This window comes from Microbacterium sp. K35 (assembly GCF_004794375.1).
Classification (GTDB): Bacteria; Actinomycetota; Actinomycetes; order Actinomycetales; family Microbacteriaceae; genus Microbacterium; species Microbacterium sufflavum.
In genome coordinates this window covers 1-15,364 of sequence record NZ_SSDM01000292.1, presented here as the reverse complement: position 1 = coordinate 15,364, position 15,364 = coordinate 1, and the positions used below count along the sequence as shown (strand labels likewise).

Here is a 15,364-nt window from a genome sequence, read left to right as displayed (position 1 = left end):
GGCTCTGCGGCGGGGTCGGGCTCTGCGGCGGGGTCGGGCTCTGCGGCGGGGTCGGGCTCCGGTCGTGCGGGAACGGTCGGGGGCGGAGTGGCCGTGCGGTCGCCGGACAGCCAGCGCAGCCACGTGCTGCCGGGGTCGACCTCCAGCACCAGCGTGCGCACGAACAGCGTGAGCGGCACGGCGAGGATCGCCCCGAGCGGACCGATCACGAAGGTCCAGAACACCACCGAGAAGAAGCTCAGCGTCAGGCTCAGGTCGACCGCGTCGCTCACGAACTTCGGCTGCACGAGAACCTGCAGCACGACGTTGACGACGCAGTACACCGCGACGACGGCGAGAAGGAGGGGCCAGCCGCCCACCACGAGCGCCAGCACCGCGGGCGGGATGAGGCCGAGCACGAACCCGATGTTCGGCACGAAGTTCGTCACGAACGCGAGGATCGCCCAGACGAGCGGCGCTGGCACGCCCATCCACCACAGGGCGAGCCCGTCGATCACGGCGACGATCGCGCCGAAGATCGCGTTGACGACGAAGTAGCGGCGCACGCCGCGGTTCAGGCGGGTGATGCGCTCGATCGACGCCCGACGCGTCGTCCCGAACACCTCGCCCGCCCGCTGGTATCGGGCCGCGTCGACCGCGATGAACACGATGTACGCGCACACGAAGAACAGTGCGGTCGCGACGCCGACCACGGTGCCGCCCACCCGGCTCGCGGCGGCGAGGAGCGTCTCGGGGTCGAGGACGGAGGCCGCGGTGTCGGTCGCGGCGTCCTCGAGCCCGAGCGACTGCAGCAGTGCGACCAGGTCGTCGGCCGTGCGACGGAGGCTGCCGTCCGTCGCGAGGTCGCCGATCAGCCCGGCGAACTGGATCCCGGCGAGCCACAGCAGGGCGCCCATCGCCACGAGGATCGCGATCGACACCACGATCACGGCGGTGGATCCCGTCCACGCCGGCCAGCCGCGCCGCCCGAAGGGACGGCGCACGGGATCGCACACCACGACGATGACGACGGCGAGGGCGAGGGGGCTGAACACGTCCCGCGCGACGGAGAGGCCCGCGAGCGCGATGGCGCCGGCGGCCAGGGCCAGCAGGACGCGCAGGGAGGGCGACAGGGAGCCGTCGATGACGCGTTCGGGGGAGGTGGGGGAGGTGGTCACGCGGTCAGCGTAGCCCCGCGCGGGGGCGTGCGCCGTGGCCCGTCCTTCTCATCCGGGTGAGAATCCTCGCGGTCCGCATGCGGTCGCGCGGCCGTCACTAGGGTGACTGCCATGTCGTCCCCCCTGCGTCAGACGAGTCCAGGGCCGACCATGCGGTTCCGGCCGCCGGGCCCGCAGCCCGGCGTGCTGCGACGCGACCGGGTGACCGAGGCACTGCACGCGGCGGTCGCCGGCGCGCCGGTCACCGTCGTGAGTGCTCCCTCCGGTTTCGGCAAGACCACGGCCGTGGCACAGTGGGCGACGAGCGTGGACCGGGTGGCGTGGCTCGCGCTGAGCCCGTTCGACGTCGACCCCGCGCGGCTGACCCGCGGCGTCGTCGAGGCGCTTCGGGCGACCAGCGGCGACGCCTCCGAGCGCGACCTGCCCGCCCTCACGAACCCGGAGCGTGCGTACGAGGAGATCTGCCGGGTCTTCGGCGACCGCGACGCGCGGGTGCACCTGGTGGTGGACGACGCGCACCGGGCGGGGGAGCGGTGGCGCCACGGCCTTCTCGGCATGCTCGCGGAGCAGCCGCCGGACGGTCTGCGGCTGGTGCTGGTGGGGACGACGCTGCTCGAGCTGACCCTGAGCCGCCAGCGCGTGACCGCCCCGGAGGGGTTCCTCGGGGCCGACCTTCTGAGCTTCACGCGCGAGGAGGTGGCGCGGCTCGCTCCCGCCGCGCGAGAGGGCCTCGGCGCGGACGCGATCGTGGAGGAGACGGGCGGGTGGCCGATCGCCGTCCGGCTCATGATGATCGGTGGTGCCCGCCCGGAGCGGAGCGCCCCGAGCGCGTCGAGCTTCCTCGGCGAGTACGTGCGCGAGCACGTGCTGGGTGCCCTGCCGCCGGAGGTCGCCCGTTTCGTGCTCGACGCCACCGTCTGCGCCGAGCTCACGCCCGAGCTCGCCGCGCAGGTGACGCAGCGCGAGGACGCCGCGGAGCTGCTGGAGGCGTGCGTGCGACTGGGGCTGTTCCTCGACCGGTTCGACGGACCGCACGGCCCGGTCTATCGCTGGCACCGCACGTTCGCCCGCCGCTGTGGTGAGATCGCGGCGGCCGATCGCGACCGGCTCGCCGACGTGCACCGTCGAGCGGCCGCGACACTGGCCGAGTCCGATCCGGTCGCCGCGATCGGGCACGCCCTGCGGGGCGGTGAGCCCGACGTCGCGCGCACCATCCTGGATCGACACTGGCTCGGGCTCGTCGTGGGCGGGAGCGCCGCCGAGGTCGAGCACGCGGTGACGGAGCTACGGCGGCACGACCCCGACGACCCCGATCTCCTCCTCGTGCAGGCGTGCGCGTGCGATGCGCTCGGCGAGCGCCACGTGGCACGCGAGCTGTTCCAGCGGGCGCACGCGCTGCGGGACCGCGACGGGGTGCCGACGTCGACGGTCCTGCCGGTCGCGCGGCTGCTGCTCGCGGACGACAGCGCCGACGTGGTGGAGGCCAGCGCGCAGGTGCACGCGCTGCTGCACGACGCCACGGCGGTGGAGGTCGCAGACCGCACCGCGCTCGACTACCTGCTGGGCTGGAGCGAGATCCGTCATCGCGGCGACCCCGCACTGCCGGTCGAGTACTTCGCCGCCGCGGCGCGGGAGGCCGAGCGCTCGGCCGACCCCGAGCGCGTGCGTTGGTCGCTCGCCCAACTCGCGTTCGGACAGGTCTGGGCCGGTCGCGTGGTCGACGCTCGCGACACGCTCGCCCGCATCGCCCCGCACGTCTCCGACGAACGGCATCGGGGAGGGACCGAGGCTGCCGCGGCCGGGTTCGTCGCCTACTGGTCGGGCGACAGCGCCGACGCGGCGGAGTCGTTCTCCGCGGTCCTCGACGGCGGAGAAGCCGATCGGGTGGTCGCCGGGCTGTCGAGGATGATGATCGCCTACGCGGCTGCCGAGACCGGCGACGTGGCCGCGTGCCGTCGCGCGGCGATCGCGGTGCAGGAGATCCCGCTGGAGGTGATCCGCGGGTTCAGCTGGGCGGCGCTGCGGGAATCGGCCGTGGCGCTGCTCGACGAGGCCGTAGGCAGTGGCGAGCGCGCCCGCCGGATCGCGGCACGCTCGGTGCAGCGTCCCGACCTTCCGCTGGTGAACGTCGCGCTCGCCGGCGTGCTTCGTCGCGCGGAGGAGTACCCCGCGGCGCTGGAGTCGCTGCGCTCGCTGCGGGGGTACGCCGAGGTGTCGTACGTCAAGGCGTCGACGCTGATCACGGCCGCCGTGATGCGGCGGCACGCGGGGCGGCACGAGGAGGCGCACGAGCTGTGCGAGGCGGCCGTCGCTGTCGCGTCCGGCGAGGGGATCCGCGTGCTGTTCGGGCCGCGCGAGGTGGCCGTGCGGCGGCTGCTGCACGAGCACGTGCACTTCGGCACGCAGTTCGAGGACTTCATCGGCCGCTGCCTCGCGATGGACGCGGCGGGCTCGCTCGCGGATCGGCTGTCCGAGCGGGAGCGCGAGGTGTTCCAGCAGTTGCAGACCGCACGGACGCTGCCCGAGATCGCACGGGAGCTGTCGGTGTCGATCAACACGGTCAAGACGCATCAGCGGGCGATCTACCGCAAGCTCGGGGTGTCGTCGCGCCGGGAGGCCGTGCGCTCGACGGTGTGAACGGGGGCGCCGCGTTCGACGGCCCCCGTCCACCCGGGTCAGGCGAGGGCGCGCGCCTTGATCGCGGCGAACTCGGCGTCGGTGATGGTGCCGGCCGCGAGCAGTTTCGAGGCCTTCTCGATCTCGTCAGTCGCGCTGGTCCCTGCGACGCTGCGGATGTACGTATCGGCGGCGTCCTGCTGCTGTCGGTAGGAGGCGGCCGCACGTTCGGCCATTCCCCGCCCGCGCGCGATCAGGTAGATGAGCGCGGTGAGGAAGGGCACGAAGATCAGGAAGATGATCCACACGGCCTTCCACCAGCCGTTCAGCGTGTGGTCGCGGAACAGGTCGGCGACGATGTTGAACAGCACCATGAGGTAGGAGACGAATACGAACACCCAGAAGAACCACCAGATGATGTCCCAGAAGCTTTCCCAGAACGACACGTCGGACCCCTTTCGTCGATGAGCAGGTGAGGTGATCGTGGCAGCGACCACGGTGCCGGGCGTGGCGGTGGTCACCCGATCCGGGCGAGTCGCCGTCGTCGCAGCTCACCCCGCCCGGGTGATCCCCTCGTGAGGGCCACGCGACGATGGTGCGAGCATGACGCCGTTGATCCGCGCGAGGAAGGCGGTGCCATGAACGATTTCCGGTTCGGCCCGGTCGAGCTCTATCTGGTGGGGTTCGAGGGCGATCGACCCGACCCCGGCACCTTCCGTGCTCTCGCCGACGTCGCCGAGAGCGGCGTCGTCCGGATCCTGGACATCGTGCTCGTCGGCAAGACGACCGACGGGGACATCGAGATCCTGGAGCTGGAGGACGACGCCGAGCAGCTCGGGCTCGCCGGGTTCGCCCCCATCGTCTCCGGTCTCGCGGGGGAGGAAGACGTGGAGCTGTTGGCCGGCGAGCTCGATCCTGGTCGTTCGGCGGCGGTCGTGGTCCTGGAACTCGCGTTCGCCCGCGTGCTCGCGCACGACCTCGCGGCCGCGGGTGGACGGGTGCTGCGCACGGAGCGCGTCCCCGCACCCGTGGTGAATGCGCTCATCGACATCCTCGACCAGGAGGGGGACTGACATGCCTCTGCGGAGATTCGGACGGCCGGGACTGCTGGGCCTCGCAGCGCGCACGGCCGTGGTCGCCGGCACGGCGACGGCCGTCACCGGGGCGGCGCAGCGGCACCAGGCCCGCCGGGCGCAGGAGGAGTACGAGCAGCAGCAGTACGAGGCCGCGCAGCAGCAGGCGCAGGTCGAGGCGACCGTGCGCGACGCCACGGCCCCCGCCACGCCACCCGCGCCACCGACGGCTCCCGCCGGCGACGACCTGATCGCGAAGTTGCAGCAGCTCGCGGCGATGCAGCAGGCCGGCGTGCTGTCGGCGGAGGAGTTCGCGGCGGCGAAGCAGCGGCTGCTCGGCACCTAGCCGCCGGTGCACCACGACGACGATCGAGGAGGACCGATGGGCGAGCTCGACGAGCTGCGGGCGCGGGTCGAGCTGCTCGAGCGCGAGAACGAGGCCCTGCGCACGCCGCGCCGTCGGCCCGCCGCGCGCAGCATCCTCGCCGGGGTCGTGCTCGCGGTGGCGGTGCTGCTCGCGCCCGTCGCCGTGCTCGGAACCTGGGCCCGCCTCCAGCTCGTGGACGCGGACCGCTTCGTCGCCACGTTCGGGCCGCTCGCAGACGACCCCGACGTGCAGGACTTCGTCGCCGACCAGGTGAGCGCCGCGATCGACGAGCAGGTCGACCTCGACGCCGTCGTCGGCGAGCTGTTCGACGGGCTGCGCTCGCTCGACCTGCCGCCCCGCGCCGAGTCCGCGCTCACGCTCCTCCAGGCTCCGGCGGCGTCGGGGCTGTCGTCCCTGATCGACGGCGTGGTGCACGACGTCGTGTCGTCCGCGCAGTTCGCCGACATCTGGGCGCAGTCGCTGCGGGTCGCGCACGAGCGTGCGGTCGCCGTGCTGCAGGACGAGCCGGGGACCGCGCTGCAGCTGGCCGACGACGGGGTGCTGTCGCTCGACCTCGGTGTGGTGATCGAGCGCGTGAAAGATGCACTGGCGGAGCGCGGTGTCGGCGTGGCAGACCTGATCCCGGTGATCGACCGCTCCATCCCGATCGCCCAGGCCGATGCCCTCGTGCTCGTCCGGGCGCTGTACCAGGTCGCGGTCGCGGCGGGTTTCTGGTTGCCGTGGGTGTTGGCGGGGCTCGTGGTTCTGGGGGTGCTGCTGGCCCGCGACCGACCACGGGCGCTGCTGTGGACGAGTGTCGCGCTCGCCGCGGCCTTCCTGTTGCTGGCTGCCGGCCTGGGCATCGGCCGCTCGTTCTTCCTGGGCGCGGTGAGCCCGTCGATCATGACCGCTGCGGCGGCGGCGTCGCTGTTCGATGAGGTGACGGCGCTGCTGTCCTCGACGGTCGCGGCGCTCGCCCTGTCGGCGGTGCTGGTCGCGCTGTGGGCCTGGGTCGGCGGGTCGTCCCGCGCCGCGGTGCGCACGCGGACGGCCGTGGAGAGCGGTGTCGCCGCGCTCCGGGGCGCCGCGGAGCGTCACGGTGTCTCCACGGGGCGGTTCGGTGTGGCGGTCGACCGGTACCGCGGGCCGATCCTGGTCGCGGGGCTCGTCGTCGCGCTCCTCCTGTTGATCGTCCTGCGGCCGGTGTCGTTCGGTGCCGTGGTGGGCGTCGCGGCGGGCGTACTGGTGCTCGTCGTGCTGGTGGAGCTGCTGCGTCGCCCGCCCATCGCGCCGATGGCACCGGAGGAAAACCCATGAGAGAAGGAGTGGACATGTCGGACTTCAACGCGGACTTCACCGGAGAGATCCGGCTCGACGTGCGGGACTCGACGCCGGACTGGTCGCCGTACGAGCTGCGGACCGCACCGGACGGCGCGCCGAACGTGCTGGTGGTGCTGTACGACGACACGGGCCTCGCGTCCTGGTCGCCGTACGGCGGACGCATCAGCATGCCGACCATGGACCGGCTCGCGCAGAACGGACTCACCTACACGCAGTGGCACACCACGGCGCTGTGCTCGCCGACGCGGTCGACCATGCTCACCGGCCGCAACCATCACGTCAACCGCGCCGGGGTGATCATGGAGGGCACCACGGGGTTCCCGGGCTTCGCGGGACGGCTGCCCGCCGAGTGCGCGACGATCGGGCAGGTGCTGCAGGACAACGGCTACTCCACGTTCTGGGTCGGCAAGAACCACAACGTGCCGGAGGAGGACATCGCCCCGGGTGGCAACCGCTCGATGTGGCCGCTGCAGCTCGGCTTCGACCGGTTCTACGGCTTCCTCGGCGGCGAGACGAACAACTGGTACCCGGATCTCGTCGAGGACAACCATTTCATCGACGCCCCCGCGACGCCGGAGGAGGGGTACCACCTGTCGAAAGACCTCGCCGACCAGGCGCTCACGATGATCCGCAACCAGCAGGCGTCGAACCCGTCGAAGCCCTGGTACCTCTGGTTCTGTCCCGGTGCGAACCACGCCCCGCATCACGCGCCGCAGGAGTACATCGACAAGTACAGGGGGATGTTCGACGACGGCTACGACGCGTACCGGGAGTGGGTGCTCGCGCGCATGATCGACAGGGGCGTGCTGCCCGAGGGCACCGCGCTCACCCCGTTCAACCCGATGCCGGACGACGTCGCGAACCCGGCCGATCACGTGCGGCCGTGGTCGGAGCTGAACGACGACGAACGGCGCCTGTTCTCCCGCATGGCCGAGGTGTTCGCCGGGTTCAGCGAGTACACCGATGCGCAGGTCGGCCGCATCATCGACTATCTGGAGGAGACCGGACAGCTCGACAACACCCTCGTGTTCTACTGTGCCGACAACGGCGCATCGGGGGAGGGCTCGCCCGACGGCTCGGTCAACGAGAACAAGTTCTTCAACGGCTTCCCCGACGACCTCGCCGAGAACCTGGCGATGATCGACCACCTCGGCTCCGCGGACACCTACAACCACTATCCGACCGGGTGGGCCGCGGCGTTCTCGACGCCCTTCCCGATGTTCAAGCGTTACTCCCAGTACTCGGGCGGCACGTGCGACCCCATGGTGATCCACTGGCCGAAGGGCATCGCGGCGAAGGGAGAGCTGCGCCACCAGTACCACCACTCGGTCGACATCGTGGCGACCGTGCTCGACGTGATCGGCGTCGAGATGCCGGAGACGTACCGCGGGGTGACGCAGCGTCCGCTCGACGGCGTCTCGATGAGGTACAGCTTCGACGCGGCTCCCGACGGCCCGAGCGAGAAGCACGTCCAGTACTACGCGATGCTCGGCACGCGCGGCATCTGGAAGGACGGGTGGAAGGCCGCCGCCGTGCACGCACCGCTCACGGGCACGGGGCACTTCGAGGACGACGCGTGGGAGCTGTTCCACGTGGCCGAAGACCGCGCGGAGGCGCACGACCTCGCCGCCACGCATCCGGACAAGCTCCGCGAGCTCATCGACGCGTGGTTCGCGGAGGCCGAGGCGAACTTCGCGCTGCCGCTGGACGACCGGTCCGCCAGGGAACTGCTGACCGTCCAGCGCCCGCAGGCCGAACGGCCCCGCGAGCGGTACGTGTACTACCCGGGCACGGCCGCGGTGCCCGAGAGCGTCGCGGTGAACGTGCGCGGCCGGTCGTTCAAGATCATCGCCGACGCGGTGCTCGAGGACGGGGCGCAGGGCGTGCTGTTCGCGCACGGCTCCCGGTTCGGCGGGCACTCGCTGTTCGTGAAGGACGGCCGGCTCACCTACGTGTACAACTTCCTGGGCATCCCGCCCGAGCAGACCTTCACGTCGGAGCCGCTCACGCCGGGCCCGCACACGCTCGGCGTGGAGTTCGTGCGGGAGGGGGCGGGTGAGCACGGGGAGTCCGTGGGCACCGCGACGCTGTACCTCGACGACCGGACGGTGGCGTCCGGGCCGATGCGGGCGCAGGTGGGCAAGTTCACCCTGTGCGGGGACGGCCTCTGCGTCGGCTGGGACAGCGCCGACCCGGTGAGCCGCCAGTACGGCAGTGACTTCCCGTTCACGGGCGGCAAGCTGCTGGGCGTGGGGATCGACGTGAGCGCCGAGCAGTACCTCGACCTGGAGCTGGAGGCGGCCGCGATGCTCTCCCGCGAGTAGCGGCCGCCGGAGCCGCCCGGCACGGCCCGGCCCCCGCGGACGGCCCCTACGATGAAGGCATGGTGGCGATGATCGAGGTTCCCGGTGGCACGCTGCGCATGGGTTCCGACGAGTTCTACCCCGAGGAGGGCCCGGTTCACGAGCGCGAGGTGGCGTCGTTCCGTCTTGACGAGCACCCGGTGACCAACCGCGACTATGCGGCGTTCGTCGACGAGACCGGTTATGTGACGGTCGCCGAGAAGCCGATGGATCCGGCCGACTATCCCGGCGTGCACCCCGACGACCTCGTTCCCGGCGCCATGGTGTTCACACCGACGTCGGGCCCGGTCGACCTGCGCGACTGGCGGCAGTGGTGGCGGTGGGAGCCTGGTGCGTTCTGGCGGCGTCCGTTCGGGCCGGACACGTCGATCGACGACCGTCTCGACCACCCGGTGGTGCACATCGCCTATCCGGACGCGGTCGCGTTCGCCGCGTGGGCGGGCAAGCGGCTGCCCACCGAGGCCGAGTGGGAGTGGGCGGCGCGCGGCGGACTGGTCGGCGCGCGCTTCGCCTGGGGCGACGAGACGAAGCCGGACGGCGTGCTGATGGCCGACACCTGGCAGGGTGCCTTCCCCTACCGCAACGACGGGGCGGACGGCTGGGTGGGCACGGCGCCCGTGCGCAGCTTCGCCGCCAACGGGTACGGCCTGTTCGACATGATCGGCAACGTGTGGGAGTGGACGGCGGACTACTGGACCCACCGGCACGTGCCGCCCGGCACGGTCGCGGTGGATCCCGGTCGCCGGGCGAGCCTGCTGTCGGCCGAGCCGGGTTCGCCCATCCCGCGGCGCGTGCTCAAGGGCGGCTCGCACCTGTGCGCCCCCGAGTACTGCCTGCGGTATCGCCCGGCCGCGCGGTCGGCACAGGCCGAGGACACCGCCATGACCCACATCGGCTTCCGCTGCGCCCTCTGAGCGCCGGGGGCTGAGCGCCGAGGGCTGAGCGGTCAGGAGGGTGCGGGGAACACGCTCGCCCAGTCGTCGCGCACGCTCACGACCGTGTACCCGCGGTCGCGTGCGGCGGCGAGGGCCTTATCGGCGCCCGCGTCGTACGGGGTGTCGTCGCGGTCGTGGTCGTCGTGGTGGATCAGTAGCGCGAGACCCCGGCGGGGGCCGCGCCGTGCGTGGTCGAGCATCGGCATGTCGCCGTTGGAGTTGCCCGCGGCGAGGAGCGGGCGTCGGCCGATGCGGCTCCAGATGCGCACCGGCTTCTCGGGTCCGTCGTCGAAGAACGCGAGCGCGGGGGAGTAGCGCACCGATCCGGTCGCCTCGTCGTACGTGAGCCCCAGCGCCGAACCCACGACGCGTTCGGGCGGGATGCCGTAGATGGACTGCGTCAGGGGGCGCAGGAAGTCGCGCTCGCCGCCCGAGACGATGTAGCACGTGAAGCCGTGCCGTTCGAGGTAGCGCAGCAGTTCGACCATCGGCTGGTACACGAGCTCGGTGTAGGGGCGGTGGAGCACGGGGTGGCGCGCGGTGCGGAAGAACGCCGACACGGCGGCGGCGTACTGCTCGACGTCGAGTCCGTCGGTGAGGCCGACGAGGGCGGCGATGATGGTGCCGAGGTCGGAGTCGTCCCCGGCGTAGTGCTTCTCGACGGCCGCGCCGAGCCACGCCAGGTCGCCCGTGACGGCCGCGCGGTAGGGCTGCGTGTCGGCCAGGGAGGGATCCGCCAGGGCCACCTCCCGCCAACGCTCCACCACGTAGTGGAGCTGCGTGGGCATCGGCTTCTCGGTCCACAGCGTTCCGTCGTTGTCGAACACGGCGACGCGCTCCTCCGCGGGCACCGCATCCGGTCCGGTCGCCACGCCCGTCACGAACGCCTCGATGGCGCGTCGGGTGGGGGTGTCCCTCCAGGAGGGGAGCGTCGTGTCGTCCATCTGTTCAGGGTGCCAGGCGGGCCGGGCGCCGGGGGCGGACGCTCACCCCGCCGGGGCGAGCGTGGTCCGAGCGGGGCGTTCGGCGGTGTCGGGAATACCCGTCATGGGTATAGGGTTGTCGCCAGGGAGTACCCCTGGGGGGTATCCTGACAGCGGAGAGGAACGACGATGAACACGAGCGAGTACCAGGTGACCGGGATGACGTGCGGGCACTGCGAGATGGCCGTCCGCGGCGAGGTCTCCCGCATCCCCGGGGTCGACGGCGTCGACGTCAGCGCGCAGACCGGACGCCTCGTGGTCCACAGCTCCGCCCCGGTCGATGACGCCGCGGTGCTGGCCGCCGTCGACGAGGCGGGCTACGAGGCGGTGCGGTCATGACCGACACGCGATCCGTGCCCGACGAGACCAGCGTCGAGCTGGAGATCGGGGGCATGACCTGCGCCTCGTGCGCGATGCGGATCGAGAAGAAGCTCAACCGCATCGACGGCGTGACCGCGAGCGTCAACTACGCGACCGAGAAGGCCACGGTCACCGCGCCGGCCGGCCTCGACACGGCGGTGCTCATCGCCGAGGTCGAGAAGACGGGCTACACCGCCGCTGTCCCCGCGCCTCCGGCCCCGACCACCGAGGACGCGACGCCGGAGCAGGCCGACGACGGGCTGGCCGCACTGCGTCAGCGGCTGATCGTGTCGATCGTGCTCACCGTCCCGGTGATCGCGATGGCGATGATCCCGGCGCTCCAGTTCACGTACTGGCAGTGGCTGTCGCTCGCGCTCGCCGGACCGGTGATCGTGTGGGCGGCGTGGCCGTTCCACCGCGCCGCGTGGACCAACCTGCGCCACGGGGCGGCGACCATGGACACGCTCATCTCGATGGGCACGCTCGCGGCGCTGCTCTGGTCGCTCTACGCCCTCTTCTTCGGCACGGCCGGGATGCCGGGCATGACGCACCCGTTCGAGCTGACCGTGGCACCGAGCGACGGGGCGGGCAACATCTACCTGGAGGTGGGCGCCGGGGTGACGACGTTCATCCTCGCCGGACGCTACTTCGAGAAGCGCTCCAAGCGGCAGGCGGGGGCGGCGCTGCGGGCGCTGCTCGAGCTCGGCGCAAAGGAGGTCGCGGTGCTGCGCGGCGGCGTGGAGACCCGGATCCCCACGGCCGAGCTGGCGGTGGGCGACGAGTTCGTTGTCCGTCCCGGGGAGAAGATCGCCACGGACGGCGTCGTCGTCTCGGGAACCTCCGCCATCGACGCCTCCCTGCTCACGGGCGAGTCCGTCCCGGTGGAGGTGCGCGAGGGCGACGCCGTGACCGGCGCGACCGTGAACGCGGGCGGGCGTCTCGTGGTGCGCGCGACCCGCGTCGGCTCCGACACGCAGCTGGCCCAGATGGCCCGGCTCGTGGAGCAGGCGCAGACGGGGAAGGCCGAGGTGCAGCGCCTCGCCGACCGGGTGTCCGGCATCTTCGTGCCGATCGTGATCGTGGTGGCGCTCGGCACGCTGGGCGTGTGGCTCGGCCTGGGGTTCCCGGCCGCCGCGGCCTTCACCGCGGCCGTCGCCGTGCTCATCATCGCCTGCCCGTGCGCGCTCGGACTCGCCACGCCCACCGCGCTGCTCGTGGGCACGGGTCGCGGCGCTCAGCTCGGCATCCTGATCAAGGGCCCCGAGATCCTGGAGTCCACGCGCCGGGTCGACACGGTCGTACTCGACAAGACCGGCACCGTCACCACGGGGCGCATGACTCTCACGGCCGTGCACACCGCGGAGGGCGTGGAGCGCGCCGAGCTGCTGCGCCTCGCGGGAGCGCTGGAGGACGCCTCGGAGCACCCGATCGCCCAGGCCGTCGCCACCGCGGCGACGAGGGAGCTGGGCGCGCTGCCCGCGCCGGAGGACTTCACGAACATCGAGGGCCGCGGCGTGCAGGGCGTGGTCGACGGTCACGCCGTGATCGTGGGTCGAGCGTCCCTGCTCGCGGACTGGTCGCAGCATCTGCCGTCCGCGCTCGCCGAGGCGAAGGCGGAGGCGGAGCGCCAGGGCAAGACCGCGATCGCTGTCGGCTGGGACGGCGCGGCGCGTGGCGTGCTCGTGGTGGCCGATACGGTCAAGGCGACGAGCGCACAGGCCGTGGCCCAGCTCGTCGGGCTCGGGCTCACCCCCGTCCTGCTCACGGGCGACAACCGCGCGGTCGCGGAGCAGATCGCCGCTGAGGTCGGCATCGACGAGGTGATCGCCGAGGTGCTTCCGGCCGACAAGGTCGCGGTGGTGCGCCGGCTGCAGGACGAGGGCCGGGTGGTCGCGATGGTGGGCGACGGCGTGAACGACGCCGCGGCCCTCGCACAGGCCGACCTGGGGCTCGCGATGGGAACAGGGACCGATGCGGCGATCGAGGCGAGCGACATCACCCTCGTGCGCGGCGACCTGCGCAGCGCGGCCGACGCGATCCGTCTCTCCCGCCGCACGCTCGGCACCATCAAGGGCAACCTGTTCTGGGCGTTCGCCTACAACGTCGCGGCCATCCCGCTCGCGGCGCTCGGCCTGCTCAACCCCATGCTCGCCGGCGCGGCGATGGCGTTCTCCAGCGTCTTCGTGGTCGGCAACAGCCTCCGCCTGCGGTCGTTCCGCAGCACGGCGGTGGACGCCCAGTGACCCCGAGAAAGAGGAGTACCGACATGTCCGATTCCCCCGCAGGATCCTGCTGCAGCGTCCCGGCCGCCGGCGGTGTCGCCGCCGAGGGACGCCCCGACCTGCTGGCGTCGAACGCCGAGGGCATGACCACGTGCCCGGTGATGGCCGGCAGTCCCGTGGTCATCGCGCAGGCCGAGGCCGCAGGGCTGTTCCGCGACTACGAGGGCACCCGCTACCACTTCTGCTGCGCGGGCTGCGGTCCGGCGTTCGACGCCGACCCCGCGAAGTACATCGCGGCCGCCTGAGCGGCCGCACCGTGCGGGGCTGCCCGACGGCGGCCCCGCACGGCATCATCGACGTTGGAGGGAACACCATGAGCACCCCGCACCACGACCCCGCCCCCGCGGACGCCCGTCACGACGCGCACGATGAGCACGCACGTCACGACGCGCACGCGGCTCACGAGGCCCACGCCGGTCACGCGGACCACGGCGGTCATGACGCGCACGCGGGTCACGACGCGCACGAGGCCCATGCGGGTCACGAGGCCCACGGCGGTCAGGATGCGCACGCGGGTCACGAGGCCCACGCCGGTCACGACGCGCACGCGGGCCACGGCGGTCACGGCGGTCACGGGGACCACGTCGGGCAGTTCCGGCGGCTGTTCTGGATCATGCTCGTGCTGGCGGTTCCGACGGTTGCGCTGTCCGGCATGTTCGCGATGATCCTCGGCTACTCGCTGCCGGATGTCCCGGGTCTGGCGTGGGTGTCTCCCGTGCTCGGCACCGTCATGTACGTGTGGGGCGGGCGGCCGTTCCTGGTGGGCGCCGTCAGCGAGCTGCGGGCGCGCAAGCCCGGGATGATGCTGCTGATCGCGCTCGCGATCACGGTGGCCTTCGTGGCGTCGTGGGGTGCGAGCCTGGGGCTGCTGCACCACGAGCTCGACTTCTGGTGGGAGCTCGCGCTGCTGATCGTGATCATGCTGCTCGGGCATTGGATCGAGATGCGGTCGCTCGCGCAGACGACGTCCGCGCTCGACTCGCTGGCGGCCCTGCTGCCGGACGAGGCCGAGCGCGTGGAGGGCGACCAGGTGGTGCGGGTGTCTCCGGCCGACCTGCGGGTGGGCGACGTGGTGGTGGTGCGGCCGGGCGGCAGCATCCCCGCCGATGGTCGCATCGTCGACGGTCGTGCCTCGATGGACGAGTCGATGGTGACGGGGGAGTCGCGGACGGTGTCGCGCGGTGCGGGCGACCCGGTCACGGCGGGCACCGTGGCGACCGACTCGGGGCTGCGCGTCGAGATCACCGCGACCGGAGACGACACGACCCTCGCGGGGATCCAGCGGCTCGTGACGGAAGCGCAGAACTCGTCCTCGCGGGCGCAGCGCCTCGCCGACACGGCCGCGGGCTGGCTGTTCTGGTTCGCGCTCGGAGCGGCGGCGATCACCGCGGTCGTGTGGACGCTGGTCGGTCTGCCCGACGACGCGGTCGTCCGCACCATCACGGTGCTCGTGATCGCCTGCCCGCACGCGCTGGGGCTCGCGATCCCGCTGGTGGTGTCGATCGCCACCGAGCGCGCGGCCCGCGGCGGCGTGCTGGTGAAGGACCGCCTGGCCCTGGAGAGCATGCGCACGGTCGACACGGTCCTTTTCGACAAGACGGGCACGCTCACGAAGGGCGAGCCGGTGGTGTCGGAGGTGTCGACGGTCGGCGGGGACGACGCCGATGCGGTGCTCGCCCTGGCTGCTGCGGCCGAGGCGGACAGCGAGCACCCGCTGGCGAAGGCGATCGTGCGGGCCGCGCGCGACCGTGGGCTGACGGTGCCGGCGAGCCGCGACTTCTCGTCGTCGCCCGCGGTGGGCGTCACAGCGACGGTCGACGGTGCCACGGTGCGCGTCGGCGGCCCGCACCTGCTGACCGAGGAAGGCGCGGAGGAGCTGCCGGCGGC

At 72.3% G+C, this 15,364-nt stretch carries 14 protein-coding genes; 10 read left to right on the top strand and 4 right to left on the bottom strand.

Annotation, left to right across the window (positions count from 1 at the left end):
* The coding region (locus tag DW299_RS11380; protein WP_240745388.1) for an AI-2E family transporter at nucleotides 1–1,157 on the bottom strand (1,157 nt) is incomplete at its 3' end.
* A 111-nt stretch (nucleotides 1,158–1,268) separates the two neighbouring features.
* Between DW299_RS11380 and DW299_RS11375 the strand changes: the two genes are divergently transcribed.
* Nucleotides 1,269–3,794 (top strand): winged helix-turn-helix domain-containing protein, encoded by a 2,526-nt coding sequence (locus DW299_RS11375; protein ID WP_240745387.1) that lies wholly within the window; start codon nucleotides 1,269–1,271, stop codon nucleotides 3,792–3,794.
* Between the two features lie 38 nt (nucleotides 3,795–3,832).
* On the opposite strand, the gene DW299_RS11370 is transcribed toward DW299_RS11375, so the two are convergent.
* A complete protein-coding gene (locus DW299_RS11370) occupies nucleotides 3,833–4,219 on the bottom strand; it encodes an SHOCT domain-containing protein (protein WP_136036650.1) in 387 nt (128 codons plus the stop codon).
* Nucleotides 4,220–4,411: 192 nt separating this feature from the next.
* On the opposite strand from DW299_RS11370, the gene DW299_RS11365 reads away from it, so the two are divergent.
* From DW299_RS11365 to DW299_RS11345, 5 genes are all read left to right on the top strand, one after another.
* Nucleotides 4,412–4,846 (top strand): DUF6325 family protein, encoded by a 435-nt coding sequence (locus tag DW299_RS11365; RefSeq protein ID WP_136032571.1) that lies wholly within the window; start codon nucleotides 4,412–4,414, stop codon nucleotides 4,844–4,846.
* A 1-nt stretch (nucleotide 4,847) separates the two neighbouring features.
* Entirely contained in the window at nucleotides 4,848–5,192 is a 345-nt protein-coding gene (locus DW299_RS11360) for an SHOCT domain-containing protein (RefSeq protein WP_136032569.1), read from the top strand.
* Nucleotides 5,193–5,228: 36 nt separating this feature from the next.
* Complete coding sequence (locus DW299_RS11355; RefSeq protein WP_136036649.1) at nucleotides 5,229–6,530, top strand: hypothetical protein; 1,302 nt, start codon at nucleotides 5,229–5,231, stop codon at nucleotides 6,528–6,530.
* A gap of 14 nt (nucleotides 6,531–6,544) precedes the next feature.
* Nucleotides 6,545–8,878, top strand: coding sequence for an arylsulfatase (locus DW299_RS11350; RefSeq protein WP_136036648.1), 2,334 nt, complete (start codon nucleotides 6,545–6,547; stop codon nucleotides 8,876–8,878).
* Between the two features lie 68 nt (nucleotides 8,879–8,946).
* Nucleotides 8,947–9,831, top strand: coding sequence for a formylglycine-generating enzyme family protein (locus tag DW299_RS11345; RefSeq protein ID WP_136036651.1), 885 nt, complete (start codon nucleotides 8,947–8,949; stop codon nucleotides 9,829–9,831).
* A 32-nt stretch (nucleotides 9,832–9,863) separates the two neighbouring features.
* Here the strand turns inward: DW299_RS11345 and DW299_RS11340 are convergent, their stop codons facing one another.
* A complete protein-coding gene (locus DW299_RS11340; RefSeq protein ID WP_136036647.1) occupies nucleotides 9,864–10,796 on the bottom strand; it encodes an HAD family hydrolase in 933 nt (310 codons plus the stop codon).
* Nucleotides 10,797–10,964: 168 nt separating this feature from the next.
* On the opposite strand from DW299_RS11340, the gene DW299_RS11335 reads away from it, so the two are divergent.
* The 3 genes from DW299_RS11335 to DW299_RS11325 are packed head-to-tail and all read left to right on the top strand — an operon-like array spanning nucleotide 10,965 to nucleotide 13,722.
* Complete coding sequence (locus DW299_RS11335; RefSeq protein WP_136032558.1) at nucleotides 10,965–11,174, top strand: heavy-metal-associated domain-containing protein; 210 nt, start codon at nucleotides 10,965–10,967, stop codon at nucleotides 11,172–11,174.
* Nucleotides 11,171–13,438: a heavy metal translocating P-type ATPase gene (locus DW299_RS11330; RefSeq protein WP_136036646.1), complete on the top strand. Its 2,268-nt coding sequence runs from the start codon at nucleotides 11,171–11,173 to the stop codon at nucleotides 13,436–13,438. Before DW299_RS11335 ends, DW299_RS11330 begins: the two co-directional genes overlap by 4 nt.
* A 23-nt stretch (nucleotides 13,439–13,461) precedes the next feature.
* The gene (locus DW299_RS11325; protein WP_136032554.1) at nucleotides 13,462–13,722 is read left to right on the top strand and encodes a YHS domain-containing protein; all 261 of its coding nucleotides are present in this window, start codon (nucleotides 13,462–13,464) and stop codon (nucleotides 13,720–13,722) included.
* Here DW299_RS11325 and DW299_RS19520 read toward each other — a convergent pair.
* Nucleotides 13,650–14,051, bottom strand: coding sequence for a hypothetical protein (locus tag DW299_RS19520; protein WP_240745385.1), 402 nt, complete (start codon nucleotides 14,049–14,051; stop codon nucleotides 13,650–13,652). The genes DW299_RS11325 and DW299_RS19520 overlap by 73 nt on opposite strands.
* A gap of 39 nt (nucleotides 14,052–14,090) precedes the next feature.
* Here DW299_RS19520 and DW299_RS11320 point away from each other — a divergent pair.
* Nucleotides 14,091–15,364: heavy metal translocating P-type ATPase (locus tag DW299_RS11320; RefSeq protein WP_240745384.1), on the top strand; the 1,274-nt coding region annotated here is incomplete at its 3' end.